General features: G+C 64.8%; 11 protein-coding genes, 1 tRNA gene and 1 CRISPR repeat array (1 of these 13 only partly in view). Of the genes, 4 read left to right on the forward strand and 8 right to left on the reverse strand.

Going from position 1 to position 18,679, the window contains the following annotated elements; translation table 11 throughout:
- A CRISPR array of direct repeats spans positions 1-4,371; the repeat unit is 36 nt; unit sequence GCTTCAATGATGCCCGTCTGTTTAGACGGGTGTGAC; it begins 1,831 nt to the left of the window's first position.
- 183 nt (positions 4,372-4,554) lie between these two features.
- The 6 genes from cas2 to cas7u are packed head-to-tail and all read right to left on the reverse strand — an operon-like array spanning position 4,555 to position 13,432.
- Entirely contained in the window at positions 4,555-4,824 is a 270-nt protein-coding gene (cas2, locus tag QM619_RS01195) for a CRISPR-associated endonuclease Cas2 (RefSeq protein WP_415103464.1), read from the reverse strand.
- Positions 4,825-4,845: 21 nt separating this feature from the next.
- Positions 4,846-6,516: a CRISPR-associated endonuclease Cas1 gene (gene cas1 / locus QM619_RS01200; protein WP_415103466.1), complete on the reverse strand. Its 1,671-nt coding sequence runs from the start codon at positions 6,514-6,516 to the stop codon at positions 4,846-4,848.
- Between the two features lie 4 nt (positions 6,517-6,520).
- Positions 6,521-7,495, reverse strand: coding sequence for a hypothetical protein (locus QM619_RS01205; RefSeq protein ID WP_415103468.1), 975 nt, complete (start codon positions 7,493-7,495; stop codon positions 6,521-6,523).
- The gene (cas3u, locus tag QM619_RS01210; RefSeq protein ID WP_415103470.1) at positions 7,492-10,563 is read right to left on the reverse strand and encodes a type I-U CRISPR-associated helicase/endonuclease Cas3; all 3,072 of its coding nucleotides are present in this window, start codon (positions 10,561-10,563) and stop codon (positions 7,492-7,494) included. Before cas3u ends, QM619_RS01205 begins: the two co-directional genes overlap by 4 nt.
- A complete protein-coding gene (csb2, locus tag QM619_RS01215) occupies positions 10,560-12,191 on the reverse strand; it encodes a type I-U CRISPR-associated protein Csb2 (RefSeq protein ID WP_415103472.1) in 1,632 nt (543 codons plus the stop codon). Before csb2 ends, cas3u begins: the two co-directional genes overlap by 4 nt.
- On the reverse strand, positions 12,191-13,432 hold the full coding sequence (gene cas7u, locus QM619_RS01220) for a type I-U CRISPR-associated RAMP protein Csb1/Cas7u (RefSeq protein ID WP_415103474.1): 1,242 nt from the start codon (positions 13,430-13,432) through the stop codon (positions 12,191-12,193). Before cas7u ends, csb2 begins: the two co-directional genes overlap by 1 nt.
- Positions 13,433-14,092: 660 nt before the next feature.
- Between cas7u and QM619_RS01225 the strand changes: the two genes are divergently transcribed.
- Positions 14,093-14,338, forward strand: coding sequence for an AbrB/MazE/SpoVT family DNA-binding domain-containing protein (locus QM619_RS01225; RefSeq protein ID WP_415103476.1), 246 nt, complete (start codon positions 14,093-14,095; stop codon positions 14,336-14,338).
- Positions 14,335-14,724 carry a PIN domain-containing protein gene (locus QM619_RS01230; RefSeq protein ID WP_415103478.1) on the forward strand — a complete coding sequence of 130 codons (390 nt, stop codon included), beginning with the start codon at positions 14,335-14,337 and terminating at the stop codon, positions 14,722-14,724. The genes QM619_RS01225 and QM619_RS01230 overlap by 4 nt, the downstream gene beginning before the upstream one ends.
- Positions 14,725-14,726: 2 nt before the next feature.
- On the opposite strand, the gene QM619_RS01235 is transcribed toward QM619_RS01230, so the two are convergent.
- A tRNA-Arg gene (locus tag QM619_RS01235) sits at positions 14,727-14,799 on the reverse strand.
- Between the two features lie 174 nt (positions 14,800-14,973).
- On the opposite strand from QM619_RS01235, the gene QM619_RS01240 reads away from it, so the two are divergent.
- A complete protein-coding gene (locus QM619_RS01240) occupies positions 14,974-16,812 on the forward strand; it encodes a phosphoenolpyruvate carboxykinase (GTP) (RefSeq protein ID WP_415103480.1) in 1,839 nt (612 codons plus the stop codon).
- 31 nt (positions 16,813-16,843) lie between these two features.
- Complete coding sequence (locus QM619_RS01245; protein WP_415103482.1) at positions 16,844-17,431, forward strand: hypothetical protein; 588 nt, start codon at positions 16,844-16,846, stop codon at positions 17,429-17,431.
- A gap of 7 nt (positions 17,432-17,438) precedes the next feature.
- Here the strand turns inward: QM619_RS01245 and QM619_RS01250 are convergent, their stop codons facing one another.
- Positions 17,439-18,677 (reverse strand): hypothetical protein, encoded by a 1,239-nt coding sequence (locus tag QM619_RS01250; RefSeq protein WP_415103484.1) that lies wholly within the window; start codon positions 18,675-18,677, stop codon positions 17,439-17,441.
- Between the last annotated feature and the right edge of the window lie 2 nt (positions 18,678-18,679).

Consider the following 18,679-nt stretch of genomic DNA (forward strand, 5'->3'; position numbering starts at 1 on the left):
TCTGTTTAGACGGGTGTGACGCCGCGGGTATCAGTTTCGCCTTGAACGCGGTAATGCTTCAATGATGCCCGTCTGTTTAGACGGGTGTGACAGCGATCTCGGCAGCGTGGGCGAGCGCATACCGGTCGCTTCAATGATGCCCGTCTGTTTAGACGGGTGTGACGTATCGATCCGTTCGCCGAAATGCTCACCCAGATGCCGCTTCAATGATGCCCGTCTGTTTAGACGGGTGTGACTCGAAGCCGGCGAGCTTGCCGCCGCCCGTGCTGTTGGGCTTCAATGATGCCCGTCTGTTTAGACGGGTGTGACATGCCTTCCGCTGCTCAGGGTCCAACAGCAGTTCCCGGCTTCAATGATGCCCGTCTGTTTAGACGGGTGTGACGGCGCGGATTCCGCGGCTGCGTCGATCCAAAAGGTCACGGCTTCAATGATGCCCGTCTGTTTAGACGGGTGTGACTCGAGCGGGGGCGGCGATGACCAGCCATGGTGATTTGCTTCAATGATGCCCGTCTGTTTAGACGGGTGTGACCCTCCGAAAGGGCAACTCTGGCATCAATGCTGAGCAGCTTCAATGATGCCCGTCTGTTTAGACGGGTGTGACTTCGCCGGAGAACCCCTGCCGCTGCTGCCTGTGGCAGCTTCAATGATGCCCGTCTGTTTAGACGGGTGTGACGCTCTTCCAAATCCCGAGCGATGTTATCCATCCGCTCGGCTTCAATGATGCCCGTCTGTTTAGACGGGTGTGACCTGACCGATGCCGGTCTCCCTGGCACAAGCCTCTCAGCTTCAATGATGCCCGTCTGTTTAGACGGGTGTGACCGTGTTCGGCATAGGTGTTGTCGCGCCCGCCGAAATTGCTTCAATGATGCCCGTCTGTTTAGACGGGTGTGACCGGTGAAGTGGGAGCCGAAGGCTGGCGCGGCGGAGGGCTTCAATGATGCCCGTCTGTTTAGACGGGTGTGACACGCATCCCACTCAGCGTGCGCGGCTAAGACCTCGGGAGGCTTCAATGATGCCCGTCTGTTTAGACGGGTGTGACCTCAACCCAAAACCCGACCCGGCACCTGTCAGCTGAGGCTTCAATGATGCCCGTCTGTTTAGACGGGTGTGACCACGGCAGTGGAGCACTGGTACCCGCCAGCACAAGGCTTCAATGATGCCCGTCTGTTTAGACGGGTGTGACCGAAGACTACGCCGACGCCCTGGCGCTGCTGGTCCGGCTTCAATGATGCCCGTCTGTTTAGACGGGTGTGACGGGTTGAGCGAGCCAAGGAATGGTTCACGCAGAGCCGCTTCAATGATGCCCGTCTGTTTAGACGGGTGTGACGACGGGCTCCCTGTTGGTGCTGAGGGGTCGGCGATGAGCTTCAATGATGCCCGTCTGTTTAGACGGGTGTGACCGAGGGTTTCCACGACTCCCGTCAAGCACGTAGTAGCTTCAATGATGCCCGTCTGTTTAGACGGGTGTGACGGTGGTCGCCGGCCCACCACCGGCTGACCGAATCAGGCTTCAATGATGCCCGTCTGTTTAGACGGGTGTGACCTGCTCCTTGCGGCCGATCATGTAAATCTGGCGGGCGCTTCAATGATGCCCGTCTGTTTAGACGGGTGTGACGACGGTCTCCGCCGTGAACGATTTCGGCGAGTTCGCTGCTTCAATGATGCCCGTCTGTTTAGACGGGTGTGACGGTCCGTCAGGACCTGATTCGCCAGCGAGATCTTGCTTCAATGATGCCCGTCTGTTTAGACGGGTGTGACATCGCGACCGCCAGGCCGCCAATGGTGGGTGCAGGGGCTTCAATGATGCCCGTCTGTTTAGACGGGTGTGACCGGCTGGTCCGGGTTGACCGGCGTAGCGGCCGGAATGCTTCAATGATGCCCGTCTGTTTAGACGGGTGTGACCCTGAGCGGCGAGCTCGGCGTACTGAGCGCGAGTGAGGCTTCAATGATGCCCGTCTGTTTAGACGGGTGTGACCATACAGCGCATTCGGGGGGCGAATCATCCTTCGGGGGCTTCAATGATGCCCGTCTGTTTAGACGGGTGTGACCGGTATCACGCTGGCTATTCCAGCCGCGGTCAAGCGGCTTCAATGATGCCCGTCTGTTTAGACGGGTGTGACGTGCGACGCATATGGAGGGCGCGGCGTGCGAGGGGCGAGCTTCAATGATGCCCGTCTGTTTAGACGGGTGTGACATGCGGAAAGTATGCGTGCAATCCGGCAAAACACCTAGTGCTTCAATGATGCCCGTCTGTTTAGACGGGTGTGACACATACTGCCCCGACTCCCTCATCCGATGGTGGGCGGCTTCAATGATGCCCGTCTGTTTAGACGGGTGTGACGCGCAGATCAGCGCCGCTACGAGTCTCCACATCCAGAAAGCTTCAATGATGCCCGTCTGTTTAGACGGGTGTGACTGCGTGGGCGCCATACCCGAAGCAAAACCATATGGAGCTTCAATGATGCCCGTCTGTTTAGACGGGTGTGACTTGACCGCCTGCACCCAGGCGTACACCTCTGGCAGTGCTTCAATGATGCCCGTCTGTTTAGACGGGTGTGACACTGATCAGTGTGGTGACCAGGCTGGAGATCATTTGGCTTCAATGATGCCCGTCTGTTTAGACGGGTGTGACGGTGCCGGCGGACTCGCCGCCATGAGCGAGTGAGGACAGCTTCAATGATGCCCGTCTGTTTAGACGGGTGTGACTCCCCTGCTCTGACCTGCTGAGCTACCGCCCCAAGGGTGCTTCAATGATGCCCGTCTGTTTAGACGGGTGTGACGTACCTCCTTCCACTCCATTCGCCTCCGGCGGAAGTGCTTCAATGATGCCCGTCTGTTTAGACGGGTGTGACCCTTGTCATGTGACAAGGCGTGTGGCATGATAGAGACATGCTTCAATGATGCCCGTCTGTTTAGACGGGTGTGACGCAGTAGATGCGACGGGGCCCCGGAGATGAATGCAGGCTTCAATGATGCCCGTCTGTTTAGACGGGTGTGACGGCCCATGGGGCCATCTCGATCCCGGAAGGGTGAGCGCTTCAATGATGCCCGTCTGTTTAGACGGGTGTGACCATATGACAAGGCATGTGCTAGTATTGATCTTGTCAAGCTTCAATGATGCCCGTCTGTTTAGACGGGTGTGACGCATCACCCCGATCCCTGACCTGTGCAGCGTCGCCGCTTCAATGATGCCCGTCTGTTTAGACGGGTGTGACCCCCCGGTTGACTGCTTGTCAAGCCTTACGCAGCAGCTTCAATGATGCCCGTCTGTTTAGACGGGTGTGACACCCGCTTCGGCGGCTGTGGGGTGACGATCCGGTGCTGCTTCAATGATGCCCGTCTGTTTAGACGGGTGTGACCATGCAGCTCGGCGGCCAGCGGTGGGCGGACATCTGCTGCTTCAATGATGCCCGTCTGTTTAGACGGGTGTGACACCAGCGCGGATGCTGTGGCAGCGCCTGGAGTGCGTCGCTTCAATGATGCCCGTCTGTTTAGACGGGTGTGACAATCCGGCATGCGGGAGGCACGGTTCCTGTTGACCGCGCTTCAATGATGCCCGTCTGTTTAGACGGGTGTGACCGACATTTGGGGTTCGGCTGGGCAGCCGGCATCCCTCGCTTCAATGATGCCCGTCTGTTTAGACGGGTGTGACTGGAACGGTCGGGCAGGGGTACCCGATCCGGTCATCGCTTCAATGATGCCCGTCTGTTTAGACGGGTGTGACGCGGCGCAGGCGGCGCTGAACCTGGTCATGTCGCTGCTTCAATGATGCCCGTCTGTTTAGACGGGTGTGACGCGAAGGCGCGCTTGATCTCGTCGAGCGACCGCATCGCTTCAATGATGCCCGTCTGTTTAGACGGGTGTGACGCGGCAGGGCTTCGAGAGCCGGGACGCCATGGCATGGCTTCAATGATGCCCGTCTGTTTAGACGGGTGTGACTGCGTGATGTGCGGGTGGGTGCCGTAGGCGTACTCGCTTCAATGATGCCCGTCTGTTTAGACGGGTGTGACCCATCGACCAGCCGCTGACCTTGGTCAGCGTGAACAGCTTCAATGATGCCCGTCTGTTTAGACGGGTGTGACCCTGCGTCTTTCGTCTACGATAGACGTATCAAGTGCTTCAATGATGCCCGTCTGTTTAGACGGGTGTGACGCCACCCAGACCACTGCGCCGAACAGGAAATCAGCAAGGCTTCAATGATGCCCGTCTGTTTAGACGGGTGTGACGCTAGTGCCGGCGGAAGAGGTAGTCAGAGCGCCGGCTGGCTTCAATGATGCCCGTCTGTTTAGACGGGTGTGACTTCGGCGGGTCGGGCGCCGGCAAGATCATCGAGGGGCTTCAATGATGCCCGTCTGTTTAGACGGGTGTGACAGCTCCCGCATCTTCTGGGCCGTGACTAGGCGCGATCCGGCTGGCTGCGAGCGCTGTCGGGAACTGCGATGCTAGCCTATCTCTCTGTTGAGCTGTCAAGTGTCGATTGGCCTTCTGACCAGGGGGCGAGCACTTCAGCGTGCGAGGGTCGTCGACCGAGCGCTCGCTGAATCCCGCTACCGCTCAAACTATGGTAGTGCCGGCTTGTGGAAATCGCCTCCGGGTGCCGATGACGTGTATGCCGGCTGCCGACCTCGTGTCCCCGAGGTCGATCCGTACCACCGAGTCGGCGGTCGGCTTCACCACGGCGCTGATGTCGGTCAGCCAGTCGACCAGTTCGGCGTCCGAGAGGTCGCAAAGAAACACGGAGTACTGAAGTCGCTCGCCGTAGGATTCCATGACCTTGATCACCCGACGCAGCCTCACTGGGTCGCTGATGTCATAGGCGATCAAGTATCTCCGTCTGGCCATGACTCACCGCGTCGTCATCGCTCGGTAGGCGGGCAGTTCACCGATCATGACGGCGGCCAGCACCCGCGCCTGTACGTCCATGACACGGCGATAGGAGATCTGGTAGCCGAACTGCGGGTGGCGCACAGTCATCTCCAAGCGTCGTTCGTACGCAGCGATCACGGTCCGTCGACCCTCCGGAGTCAGCATCACTCCCCGTGATCGGGAGAGGAAGTCGGTCCGCTTCACCTCGCCGTTGTTCAGTACCTGGAGCACGACCGAGTCGGCAATCAGCGGCCGAAATTCTTCCGCCAGGTCGAGGGCGAGCGATGGCCGTCCGAAACGCGGCGCATGCAGGATGCCGATGAACGGATCGAGTCCCACGCCAAGGCAGACCGCGACCAGATCCTTCAACAACAGTCCGTAGACGAAGCTCAACAGGCAGTTCACCGGATCTCGAGGCGGGCGACGGTTGCGTCCCCCTTCGGAGAAGCTCAGGGCGATGTCGGACTCTCGGTCGCTCAGCATCGAGGTGAACTGGCTGAAGTACGTCCGTGCGGCAGTGCCTTCGTAGCCCATCATCGAACCCACGGTGGTGGCTGTCGTCACCTGGCGCTCCATGGCCTTGAGCGTCTCCATCACCGCATGGGGAATTGGCTCACGACTGTTTCGCCGCAGCAGCGTCCGGGCATTTCGGATCTTTCCGGCCAGCATCGCGCCGGCGATACCGAGACCTCCCTGTCCGTGCACGATGATCTGGCGGCGGCGCAGTTCGACATACCGGTGCGGTTCGCCTTGCGCCCAACCGTTGAGCCACCCGCCGTAGCTGAACCAGAGGACCGGCGACCCTTGCGTCCACAACCGGGCCAGCGCCTCGGTTGAGACCTGGACATGCCCGTAGACACACAGCTGCGCAACATCGATCAGGCGGACACTGGCGATTTCGGTCTGCTTGAACCGGACCACCAGGCGTCCGCCTTTGACCCCCACGTAGGCACCCTGCTCGGTCACATACACCGGCCGATGGTCCGGGTCGCGGGGCACGATCCGTCGTGGCGGCAACTCGGTGCGCTGCAGCGAACGATTGACTTCGTCCGGAAGGCATAGGGTCACCAGCGAACAGCGTGGACACTTCGGAGAATCCACCAACGGCAAGGGTGGACGCGCCTGGGCCGCGATCTCGCGGGCCGCCAGCGCGGTGTCGAGTACCCGGTCCTCCACATCTTCGGGTACCGGAATGACGACGCGTTGGTTGGTCGCGACGTAATAGATGATCGCCTCGCGCACCAGGTAGCCGGAACCTCGCAGGACTGCGGCCTGGACGAACACCTGCATCTCATCGGCCGGCCAGGCACGTCCGTCGGGATCTGGTGAACCTTTCTTGAAGTCGACCGGCGAGACCGTGCCGTCGCTGTGATCCACCCTGTCGATCACGGCGACCACACCGAGTCGCTGATCTTCGAGTTGAACCGAACGCGCCCGTTGCATCTCTTCGACAGCCTCGGGCGGCGGCATCGGCGGGCCGTCTCTATCCACCCCGCGATGAACGAACCGACCTTGCGCAGTGTCCGCGTTGTCGGCCCACCGATGATCGACCCATTCGAGATAGAACAGCCGCGGACAGTAGACGAACTCGTTGAGCATCCTCGCCGGAAGCAGGTCCGGGAGCGGGTCGGGTTCGAGCGGCTCGTCCATCACATCACCTGGTCAGCGTCTTCCCATTCCTGGCAGGCTGGCGTCCGGCAACTCCCGCCGGGCTGGGCGGCCCGAAGCTGCCGTATCCGCCCTGATCGCTTCGCCTGATACCGGCCGTCATGACCTCCGTCACTCCGAGACGCCGGCGGCTATGCGCGGCCATCAGCAGAATCCTGGTATCCGCGAGCAGCGACGCCACTACGTCGGATGTCAGCGGGACGCCCCACAGCGGCCAACTGAAGCTGCCGCTCTTCCATCCGAGCTCGCAGCCTGTGGTCGCCAGTTGGACGACGCCGCGTCGGTCGGTGTGGAGAGCGACCGGAAAATACCGAAGGCCGAGAAAGGCCAGCCAGTCCGCACCGGGCACGCCGCGCTTCTTGTCACCGGAAGGATTGAAACCGCGCAGCGCCCAGACCCGTTCGCCACGAGCGTCCCAACCAAGGACGGGAAGCGTGGACGTATAGCTCCACGGCCCGACCAGAGCCTCCCGGAAATGCTCGGCGGTGACCTCTCGCTGTAGCAGCCGGACCATCACCAGGAATTTCTGCTGGCCCGCCGTGAAGTGGAAATGGGTCGGTTTCGCATCACCTTTGCCGGCGGCCGCACCCTCGGCAACCAGCCCGGTGAGCAGCGCGATGTCGCGATCGTCACCGGTTTTCCAATAGGTGGCGGCCGTCACCTCGATCCACTGCCGCAGGTCGGGCAGCGACGGTTTCAGGTCGTCCAAGGGGACACCGTCCGGGCCCCAGGCGAGCACCGGTGAACTTGCCCAACGTTCCCGGTCTTGATCGCACAGATCGATGATCTGCTCGAGGGAATCCGCCCCACCCAGCACCGCATGAGGTTCGAGCCCCTCCGTCCAGTGCAACGTGATGGCGCGATCGGGCAACGCGTGCGAGACGACGTCCAGAACGCCGAGGGCGGCAAACAGCCCGAGCGGATTGCGTCCGCGCAGTGCGGGAAGCGCGATCTCGGTCATGGCTGCCTCCGTGCGCGCTCTGCCGTCGCCGGCGTCCTGCTGTCCTCATGGTCGGCGAGCCGGAGCACGGCCTCCAGCCAGGCCAGACCGAACCATCCCCAGCTGCGGACCAGATTCCAGAATCGATCGGACGCGCCCGAGTCCAGCCGGTCCAACCCGTGCAGGGTGTGGCCGGCGACAGCGAGGTCCCCCACCGTGAAGGCAACAGCCACCTCGGGAAGATCGCTCTGCGGTCCGAATCGATAGCGGCCGCCACCGTGGTGGGTCGCCACCAAGTGCCGGACGAGGTCGGCGTCCACCAGCCCGTCCAGCGGAAGCAGGTGGAGACTCAACAGTTCGTGGCGCTGGCCGAGCGGATAGCCGCTGCGCTGCCGCGCTCGATCCCGTTCCCAGCGCGCATTCGTCTCCAGCGACTTGGCGAGCGGAACCTCGTCCGCCTGATAGGAGACGTCATCGCCACTGTGCATCCAAAGCTGGAATCGAGGATCGAGCTTGCCTAGGTCGTGCGCCTGTCCGGCCGCTCCGAGACTGGCGACGACCGAATCCGGCAGGCCGAGATTCCGGCCGAGACACTCGGCCCAACGCCTGACACCGTCAAGATGGTCGGTGAGCAGTACCCGACCTTCTCTGGTTTCGGGGAATGACGTGCTATCGCGTCCGTCATCGTCGGTAGAGACGCCGCCTGACACCCCGGCGTCACTCGCGACCCGTGCGGTGAGCACATACGACGATCGCACCTCGCCAGAGACCCATTGCTCGACAAAGGACTGCACGAACCACCTCGGCGCCTTCAGCAGTCTGTCCAGTACCGCCCGCGTGGGCACGTCGACGCGAGCCCTCGCATCGACCACATACGCCTCGATGACCGCGCGCTTCTCGTCGATCGCGAGTTCCTCGAGCGACCGCGGATCGGGGAATGGGAGCAACTCGCCGTCCGCGCCTTCGCCGCCGGCCGACGTCTCGTCAGACAACGGCCTTTTCTCCCCCGCCTTGGCGCGTAGCCGATGGTCGAGCGTCCGTGACAACCGGACTATCGTCCGTCTCGTTCCGGACGCCTCAACAGCGACATCGGGGACGTCGTCCGTGGCGGCCGGATTCCAGTTCTTCCCGGACAGGCCACCGAGGGTCGAGGGCACGAGAATGGTGTCACCAGGCTGGATAGCGCTGAGCCGAATCGTCTCCGCCTTTTCGTCGCGCCACCGAACGACCGCGCGATCATCGGCTTGTCGGCCATCGTCGACCTCGTGCGCAGCCCAGGCGTCCGCCAGCATCGGATCGTCGACGATGCCTCGCAGCCAGCGTCGCACACTGACCACCGGTACTTGCAGCGCTTCGGCTGCCGTCGGCGGATACGCATTCACCCGGGCCGCAACCCGGTTGGCAAGCTGGTCGTCAGGCCACAGCTCTACAACTCTGTGCAACAACGCCTCATCGAGGTCGTCGCGCCAGATCACCGAGACGTCGCTCAGGGCGTCCGAGGCCTTGATCCCATGCAGCCATTGCGCTACTTCGGGATCGGCGGCCACCCCGTAATCAGAGGTCCGGACCCACCGATCGAGGTGGCTCGGCAGCAGGTGCGGCGCGGGCTGCACCGGCGGCAGCATCAGGGCGTGCCGGGCCGGAGGGGGCAGTTCCAGGCGACGCAGTCCGAAGTCAACCTTGGGCAGGCTGGACAACCACGACCAGGTCTCCCGCAAGGCATTTCCATAGACAGGGTCCGCCTCGGTGGTCGCGATGTCCCGCTGCGACGCGAGGATCACCGACCCGTACGGCTGCCCTGTCTGCGCCAGTTGACCGTCGCGGTCGACGCGGCCGAACCGCTGGCGCAGCGCGTCGAGGCTGGCGCATTCGGTGACGATCGCGTCCAGGTCGAAATCTGCTCCGGCCTCGATGCTCTGGGTCGACACCAGGATCAGCGGACGATCAGTCGCGCGGCGTTCCCGGCCCATCTCGACCCGCGGCTGAATCTCGGCGAGCACCGCGTCGCGATCGACGGTCCGCATGCGTCCGGTGATGAGTCGCACGTCGCACTCGTCACCTCGCGCAACGCGTGACGTCAGTGCCGCATAGGCATAACCGGCCGTTGCCACCCGGTTCACGATGACGGCCACCGCACGGGCGCCCTGTTTCACCAGGGCCTCGGCCCGCGCAGCGCAGACGGCGGCCAGCTTCTGTTGCGCCTTGACCGTGTCGGTAGGTGTCGTGACCAGCTCCACGGTCGCGGGTTTGGACGCCTCCAGCCGCCGTTCCAGGACTGGGTGCCCACCGGTGTCCAACTCGGCGCCGGGGAACGCCCAGTCCACGTCTGTGTCGACCGTCGCGCTGAGCCGGACGAGCTGCCAGCGATCGGGCAGCGCACCCGCTTTCGAACCCAATCCGCGGTATCGCTGCACCACCTGCAGGGTGTCGGCGTAGGGGCGCGCCAGATGAACCTCGTCGAGGAGATAGAGGACGTCCTGGCTGAGCAGTCCCGCATGGACGGGACGCATGCCGCGCGAGACCCCGTACCCGCGGAACAGCAGCCGGGACCCGACCTGATCGACGGTGGAGGCGAGCACCGCGGGAATATCGGGACGCTGCGCCCAGCTCTCGTCGCGGACGATGCCACCCCGCAGCACGGCGTGCCGCAGCGGGACGTCCGGAACCGATCCATCAGGCTGGACGGCCAACGACCGCAACCGATCGGCGACCACCCGAAGGACGCCTTCTTGAGCCTCGGCCAGCCTCGTGGCGATGACCCGTGCCCGGTCGGCGGCCTGGTCGACGATCACCCTGCGGTCGACCACCACCGCGATCCGCCGGGGGTGCCATTGCTTGTCCGGGGGCTCTTCCGCACCGAGTGCCAGCAGGAACACCGCGATGTCGATCGCGCTGGTCTTACCGGTGCCGGTGGGCAGGTCGATCAGGTCCGGCCAGCGCCGTTCACGCTGGGCGGCTTCCACCAGAGCCGATTGCCAGGCAAACGGCTCGACCGGGGCCGCGTCCGGCTTCGACCACAGCGCGGAGAAGTAGCTCGCGAAGTCGGACGTCGAGAGCGCGGCCAGCGCCGGCGGCGGTGCCGAAGTCACGACCGTGATCCTGGGTGGGGCCAGAGCAGGCCGCAACCGAGGAACCGTCCTGCTCCCAGCAGCACGGGCCCTTGGACCGGCTCGCCGAAGGTCAGATCGATGTGGACCAGGCGTTTCCGGAGTTTTCCCGCGCCAACCAGGAACGGAGGAAAGCCGCGAAGCGGTCGGGTGCCGCGGATTGGCGGGTCGTTGCGGAAATCGATCGCGACCGGTTCGGGCAGCCGGATGTTCCGGCAGGCACGGACCACGCTTTCCCGAGCCTCGGACTCGGCCTTGTCGCGCTTGGCGCGATTCGGGCTGTCCAGGTCGCCCGGATGACGGTCGAGCGCCACCGGGGTGACCGTCGACCACCGCGTGGCAGGCCGCGTCCAGGTGGAGGGCCGAGCGGTGACGGACGCCTCCTGCGGCCGCAGCGGACGCAACTCGAACGTCCTCCCCCGCTCGAACCAGAGTCGCCCGCCGTCCTCCTGCCACCGGGCGGCAGCCAGCGCGACAGCGGCCCGATCGTCAGGCGAGACCTCCCGCGGCAAGACCACCGCCAACGCATGAATGGATCCGTCGGCGTACTCGGAACCCACGTATGGCAAGGCCAGATAGGCCGCATGGGCCTCCAGGGCAGGCTCGGTCGGCGACCCGTCCGACCCCGGCCGATGCCCGCTGATCATCGGCGACACCGGCTGGGCCGCGTGCTTCATCAGGCCCGCCCGGAGGGCCCGCGTCAGTTCCCCGGACTGGGTCAGCGCGCACCGCGGATGCAGGTCGAACAGCAGCCAGCGCTGGTCGTCGAAGATGCCGCGATGCACGACCGGCGCAGGCTCGTTCCTGCGGTACTCGGCAGCACCCGTCGGCAGGGTGCGCGGCTCCACCCCCTGGTGGTCGGCGTACGACGCGATCAGCGAGTCCAGTTGCCCGGTGGTCGGCGTCCGGACACTGAACTCACCGCTCTCCGTCGGCACCATGGACGCCTCACGCGTGGGCTCGGCGATGATCGCCACATCGACCGGGGACGAGCTGTGGCCCAGACGGCCGATTCGTCCCAGAACCCGATCCAACGCGTCCAGTTGCGCCGGCTCAGGAACGACATCCGGCCAGGTGAAGGTGACGATCTCGTCGGCCGGGGTAATACTCGGGAAGGTGCGGGCCTGCCGGACCCGGTTCTCCGGGAGAACGCCCAGCCCAGTCTCGGGTGCCCTGCCCGAACTACTGAACTGGACGCCCCTCGCCTGTGCCTTCGCGGCTGCGGTCTGTGCCCGCCGGTGCGCCCGGAGATCGGGATGATCGCCCGCCATCGACTCCTGCTCCAGCTCGAGTGCCGCGGTCAGGTCTTCGTAGACACCCGAGGCGTCCCGCGACAACACCGTGGCATCGTTCACCGGAACGAAGTGGGTGACCACCGAGCGGGCTGCGGTGTCCTCCGGCATGGAGCAGGCGATCTGCGGCGGGCCCAGCGATTCCCACCAGTGCAACGCCGCACGCTCGTCGAGATCCGGTTGATCACTGTCCGCCCAGGCCGCGACTGCGGCGGCGAACAGTCGAGCGGGATGCGGCGGCCACTCGGCCCGGTCACGGTCGTTGAAATGGGTCGCGACATACCGTCCGGCAAGCAGCCGGACCTGTACCGCGAGCATTACGCGCCGCCGTTGCCGGCCGGACGGCTGTTCCGGACCAACTGGACCAGCCGGTCGGCAGGCCGCAGCAGGACCTCGTCGGTCTGCCAGATCAGACCGTGGGACGCCGCCGCCTCGACCGCCTGCGCGGTGAGCGCCAACGCCTCGTCGCCGGTCAGGCTGAACCGGCTGGACCCGCCGCTCCCGCGTCGGACCAGGTCGAATTCCAGGTCGGCGGTGGGCACCAGGACGCATCGCGAGCGCAGATCGAAGCCCTGCTCGAACGACAGGGTCACAGCGGCCAGGGCAAGCGCGGCCAGCGCTGTCCGCGCGGCCTGTTCGGCCTCACGTCGCCGCTCGCCCAGCTGTTCGCCGTTGCTGTTCAACGGGAAGCCGAGCCGCCGCAGCTGAATGAAGGAGAGCACGGTGATCGCCTCCACCCGGTCCACGGTCACGCCGCCGGCGCGGGCGTCGAGGGACGGCGTCACATTGCCGTGGTTGACCTGCGAGGGACGCCCCGGCGCGCCCTCGCCCGACCCGGTGTAGAGGACGATCTTTCCCTTGTCCTTCTTGGCCTCGTCCTCGTTGAGAGTCCAGGAGCCGTCCTCGGTGGCATAGAGCGTGTTGCCCGCCAGCTCGATGCCGAGCGGGTCGATCCGCGAGGCCGCGCGAGTGCCGGGCATGGCCCCGATTCCGACGATCTCCGAGGTGAGCGCCCGCTCGTACTTCGCTCCCCGACCGCCCCGCGGACCCGTCGAGTCCCAGCCGCCGAAGATCAGGGTGGCCGGCGAGTATCGGTACAGCGCCTCCGCGTTGCGAGCGGATGCCTCGGTGACCGCCCGTCCGATCGGACTCATCCGGAACAGCTGGCCGTCGAGCAGACTGTCCCGCAAGATGGCGTCGAAAATCCGGTGCGGTGCCTGCAACGACGAGATCCGGTCCAGATCCGCTAGGCCCTCCGAGTCACGGAAGTCCACCGAGACTAGGGGCAATGCCAGCCGACCCGCACGGACGGCCTCCAGCAGGGTCTCCTCCATCGTGTTGGCCTGCGCCGCCACCGAATTAAGCGAGACGCAGCGGACATCGGCGCCATCGATGCGCCTCGTCTCTTCGGCATACTTCGTGGGAGCCGCGTCCCCGCTATAGGTAGGTGGGGCGATCTTGTCGCCGGGCCCACCGAGGGGCTCGAGTTCGAATCGCGCACGGACGCCGGCAGTTCCTCCCGCCACGGCATCGTGGAGGGCATCAAGGGTGAGGGCCACGGGCAACTCCTAAATCTCAGCCTTCATCAGGCAGCACCGGCGAGTTGCCGGAGTCGACACCGACTGATAATAGACACATGAAGGGATCAATGTGGAGAGCGTTGGGAAAGTTCCTGACCTTCTTCTTAGGAATCGACGTGATCACCCGAACAGCCTCAAGGGACGCAACCCATGGCCACTCTGCGAACTCAGGTTTAGAGACTCAACCACGGACGACCGCCAACGCACGCTTTTCGTGGCGAGCCCACGCCTACAGATAGCGAGGAGTATGCCGCTCGACGCCGCCAAGTCAAGTCGGCGGTCGAGACGAGGGGTTTGGTCAAGGCCCGCGCGTGCCGGCCTTGACCAACGAAGCCGGGGAGAGTCGAGGGGCTGAGATGCCCAGCTGTCCGCCCTGACCATCCTGCAATGAGGCCCGGCTCGCTCGTCAGGGTAGCGGACAGACCAAGAGAGGACGGGTCATCTTCATGGTTAGGGTAGAGAGAATGGGTATAGCGACCTACCTATTTGCATCATCCTCGGGAGTGGTCTAGCATGCCGTCATGGCTCGCAACGACAACCTCCAGGCACCCGACGTCGTCCGATCTCGTGCCGTGAGCGCCGGGGATGGGTTGAAGCCTCGACCACCCTTCCTTACCATGAGGTAAGGAGGATACGCGCATGAGCACTGGAACCGTCACCAGCAAGGGCCAGATCACCATCCCCAAGAGCATCCGGGACGAGCTTGGCCTCGAGCCCGGAGCCCGTGTGTCGTTCCTCATGAACGCCGAAGGGTTCTACGAGCTGCATCGCGAGAGGCGACCCGTGAAGGCACTGGCCGGCTCTTTGCGCTATTCCGGGCCACCCCTCTCCCTTGAAGACATGGACAATGCGATCGCCAGCGGCGCGAAGGACACCATGCGATGATCGCTCTCGACACCAACGTGATCGTTCGCTATCTCGTCCGAGACGATCCCGATCAAACCTCACGTGCAGAGGCAATCATCGACCAGCTTAGCGATGAGACACCGGGTTTCGTGGCGACCATCGTTTGGGCGGAAGTCTACTGGGTACTGACTCGCGGTTACAGCCTCGGGCGTACCGAGGTGGTGGAAAACTTAGCCGCTCTCTATATTGCTGATGAGATTCGCACAGAAAACTCAGCGGCAATGAGATCGGCGATCACACATGCGCGCCAGGGAGCCGACTTCGCCGACGCTCTCATCAACGCAACCGCCACGTCAGCGGGTTGTACGGAAGTCGTCACCTTCGACAAGCGAGCTGCCGACAAGCTGGGTTGGCGATTGATCTGAAGCGCGCTCGGAGGGACTCGAACCCCCAACCTGCTGATCCGTAGTCAGCTGCTCTATCCATTAAGCTACGAGCGCTTGGGTGGGGCCCGGACGCTGCCGAACCACCGACGGATAACTTTAGTTGATCGTCGCGGGCGCGTCCAACCGAGCCTGCGAGGTCCGGCCATCGGCCACGGAACGGCGGGCGCTACGGCAGGATGGATGTAAAGCACCAAACGCCTGCAGCGTGGCAGGCAGAAGGAGTCCGTGATGCCGGTCGATTCCCGCCAGATCGCCGAGAACGCCCCGCCGAACGCCCCTGAGGCCCTGATCACCTGGGTGGCCGGGGTGGCAGAACTCACCCAGCCCGACCAGGTCTACTGGTGTGACGGCTCGGAGGCCGAGCGCGACCGCCTCTATCGGGAGATGGTCCGGGCCGGAACGCTCATCAAGCTGAACGAGGCGAAGCGTCCGAACAGCTACCTGGCCCGCTCCACGCCGTCCGACGTGGCGCGGGTCGAGTCCCGCACCTTCATCTGCTCCGAGAATCCGGCCGACGCCGGCCCGACCAACAACTGGGCCGAGCCGAGCCAGATGAAGCAGACCCTGGCCGGACTGTTCGACGGCTGCATGCGCGGTCGCGTCATGTATGTCGTCCCGTTCTCTATGGGTCCGCTGGGCGGCACCATCTCCAAGCTCGGCATCGAGATCACCGACTCGCCCTACGTAGTGGTCAACATGCGCATCATGACCCGGATGGGCGCCGAGGCACTCGCCCACATCAACGCCGGCGAGTACTGGGTGCCCGCCGTACACTCGGTGGGGTATCCGCTGGTCGACGCCGACGGCAACCGGCGTCCCGATGTGCCGTGGCCGTGCAACGACGAGAAGTACATCACCCACTTCCCGGAGACCCGCGAGATCTGGTCGTTCGGCTCCGGCTACGGCGGCAACGCCCTGCTCGGCAAGAAGTGCTACGCGCTGCGGATCGCCTCGGTGCTGGCCCGCGACGAGGGTTGGCTGGCCGAGCACATGCTGATCCTGAAGATCACCGGTCCGAACGGGCGCACCTACCACCTGACCGCGGCCTTCCCGTCCGCCTGCGGCAAGACCAATCTGGCGATGCTGCGTCCGACCATTCCGGGCTGGAAGGTGGAGACGATCGGCGACGACATCGCCTGGATGCGCCCCGGCCCCGACGGACGCCTGTACGCGATCAACCCCGAGGCCGGCTTCTTCGGCGTCGCCCCCGGCACCTCCGAGCAGACCAACCCGACTGCCCTGGCTGCGCTCGATCACGACACGATCTTCACCAACGTGGCCCTCACCGACGACGACGACGTGTGGTGGGAGGGGATGACCGACGAGCCGCCCGCGCACCTGATCGACTGGCAGGGCAACGACTGGACACCCGACTCCTCGGCCAAGGCCGCCCATCCGAACAGCCGGTTCACGGTGCGGGCCGATCAGGCGTCCTCGATCGCCGACGAGTGGGAGGATCCGGCCGGCGTCCCGATCGACGTCATCCTGTTCGGCGGACGCCGGGCGCACAACGTCCCTCTGATCACCGAGACCTACGACTGGCGCCAGGGCGTCTTCGTTGGCGCCACCGTCAGTTCCGAGCAGACCGCCGCCGCCGAAGGCGCGGTCGGTTCGCTACGTCGTGACCCGTTCGCGATGCTGCCGTTCTGCGGCTACAACATGGCCGACTACTGGGCGCACTGGCTGCGGATCGGCGAGACCCTGGGCGAGCATGCGCCGCGGGTGTTCCAGGTCAACTGGTTCCGCAAGGACGACGAAGGCCACTTCCTGTGGCCCGGCTTCGGCGACAACGCCCGCGCCATCGAATGGGCGCTGAGAAGGGTGAACGGCGAAGTGGACGCGGTCGACTCGCTCAACGGACGGCTGCCCCGCCGCGACGACCTGAACCTCGACGGACTCGACCTGACCGATGAGCAACTCGACGAGCTGTTCGCGCTCGACCCGGCCGCTTGGGCGCAGGAGGCCGACCTGACGCAGGAGTACTTCGAACAGTTCGGCGACCGGGTGCCCGCGGCCCTCACCGAGGAATTGGAGGCATTGCGCCGGCGGATCGCCGAAGCGTCCTGACCGGACGACGACGGCGGGTATGCTGCCCGGCATGCCACGCCGCCGTCCGCTCCTCTTCCTGCTCATGATCGTCCCGGCGCTGTTGGTCGGATGCAGCGCCGGGACCACCCCCTCGTCCGCGCCGCCGCCGGCGATCACCACCAACCCGACACCGGTGTCGACCGGTCCGACGCCGGGTCCGACGATCACCGACTACGGTGCCGCCTGTCCCTCCGGGGAATACAAGGCGACCAGCTTCACCGCGACCAGTTCCGACTCCATATCGGGCAAGGGCACGGTCACCGATGTCGACGCTACATTTCGCAACGGCCGCTACGAGTTCGAATTCGACGACGACAGTCCGATCACACTGACCATCGGCACGAGCACCAGGCAGGTGCGCATCGACGGCGAGTTCCGCGGAACCTACTCCGGCGCCTCGGACGCCCTCACCTTCACCCTGGGCGACACCACCGGAACCGCGAAGGCGACACAGGGCGGCAAGACCCAGAGTCTCCCGATGCGGGACGTGGCCGCGGTCCTCGCCCCGCAAGGCACAGGGAAGGCGGTCTGCACCGCCGACAAGCTGACGATCACGACCGACACGGTCACCTGGAACTTGGTGCGCGACCTGGACTGATCATTCGTCACTCGGCCGGCGGCACCGGTTCGAGATCGGGGTCCTTGTCCCGCACCACCGTGCGGACGGCGTTGCCCGGCTGCTCCGGGAACAGCTGCAGCGCTATCAACCGCGCCGCGCAGGCCTGCCGGATGTCGTCCTCGACGTCGTCGCGCAGGCCCGCCCGCAACACCGGGTCGGTGGCCGACACGACTGCGAAATAGAAGCCGGAGAACACCGCCAGGAATCCGCACACCCGCAGGTGCTGCACGGTAAGCGCATAGCTGTGCCACTCGCTGCTCCAGCCCAGCAGCACCTGCGGCGGCGCCTGCGTCCAGGACTCGACCACCTCGGCGTCCACGGTGATCAGGCCGAGCACCACGAAGAACAGGAACACCGCCAGCCCCACCACGGTGGCGATGGTCAGCTTCGAGATCACCATCACCAGCCGCAGGTTCTTCTCCTGCTCCAGGGTCAACGGACAGGTCACCGGGGTGTCGATCCGGCCATGCGTCAGCGGCGTCCCTTCGACCAATGCCTCCACCTCACCGGGCTGCTCGAAGCGGGCCAACTCGACCAGATCGAGCGCGCGAGTGTGCAGAAACAGCCAGCTCAGCCCGACGAACAGCAGCAGCGCCAGCAGGTAGGCCAGCGAAGACAGGCGCGCGAACGCCTGCCACAGCTCGCCGGTGAAGAACAGGAAACCGACCACGCCGAGCAGCATCGGCAGAGTGCGGCCGATCGCCGTCCCGCCGGCCAGGAAGGACGACACCACCCGCCGCCACAGCCACGGCCCCAGCGCGATCAGCCCACTGTAGGCGAGCAGGTTGACGAAGCCGAACAGCACCAGCTGCACCACGAACAGCATCGCTGCGCTGATCACCGCCAGCACTCCGCCAGGCAGCTCCAGGTCGTCGACCACGATCGTCTCGTGCGGCATGACCAGCACGACCAGGCTCGGCATCAGCAGAAATACGGTCCGCTCCAACCAGGTGACCCGGTCGGGAAGGGCGAATACCGGACGCCGCCGCAGCAGGTTGCCGAGCACCCAGCTGGCCAGCACGACGACCACCGAGATCCCGACCGACAACCACGGATTGCTGGCATACGTCGGCACGTCGAACAGCATCACCAGGACGAACACCGTGGCCATCGCCCGCGCCAGCCGGGCCGCCCGACGGCGCCGCACCGACGTCCCATCGAGCAGCGCGGAGAAGCCGCGGCGCAGAAACCAGCGCTCCACCTCGCGGATCTCGACGCCAGACATGC

The sequence above is a fragment of the Micropruina sp. genome, assembly GCF_047606665.1.
Lineage (GTDB): Bacteria > Actinomycetota > Actinomycetes > Propionibacteriales > Propionibacteriaceae > Micropruina.

What these genes read in the sequence shown, in the direction of transcription:
- QM619_RS01245 (WP_415103482.1), top strand. Translation starts at nt 16,844, where the DNA reads ATGCCACGCCGCCGTCCGCTCCTCTTCCTGCTCATGATCGTCCCGGCG.
- QM619_RS01230 (WP_415103478.1), top strand. Translation starts at nt 14,335, where the DNA reads ATGATCGCTCTCGACACCAACGTGATCGTTCGCTATCTCGTCCGAGAC.
- QM619_RS01250 (WP_415103484.1), bottom strand. Translation starts at nt 18,677, where the DNA reads ATGTCTGGCGTCGAGATCCGCGAGGTGGAGCGCTGGTTTCTGCGCCGC.
- QM619_RS01205 (WP_415103468.1), bottom strand. Translation starts at nt 7,495, where the DNA reads ATGACCGAGATCGCGCTTCCCGCACTGCGCGGACGCAATCCGCTCGGG.
- QM619_RS01225 (WP_415103476.1), top strand. Translation starts at nt 14,093, where the DNA reads ATGAGCACTGGAACCGTCACCAGCAAGGGCCAGATCACCATCCCCAAG.
- csb2 (WP_415103472.1), bottom strand. Translation starts at nt 12,191, where the DNA reads ATGCTCGCGGTACAGGTCCGGCTGCTTGCCGGACGGTATGTCGCGACC.
- cas1 (WP_415103466.1), bottom strand. Translation starts at nt 6,516, where the DNA reads ATGGACGAGCCGCTCGAACCCGACCCGCTCCCGGACCTGCTTCCGGCG.
- QM619_RS01240 (WP_415103480.1), top strand. Translation starts at nt 14,974, where the DNA reads ATGCCGGTCGATTCCCGCCAGATCGCCGAGAACGCCCCGCCGAACGCC.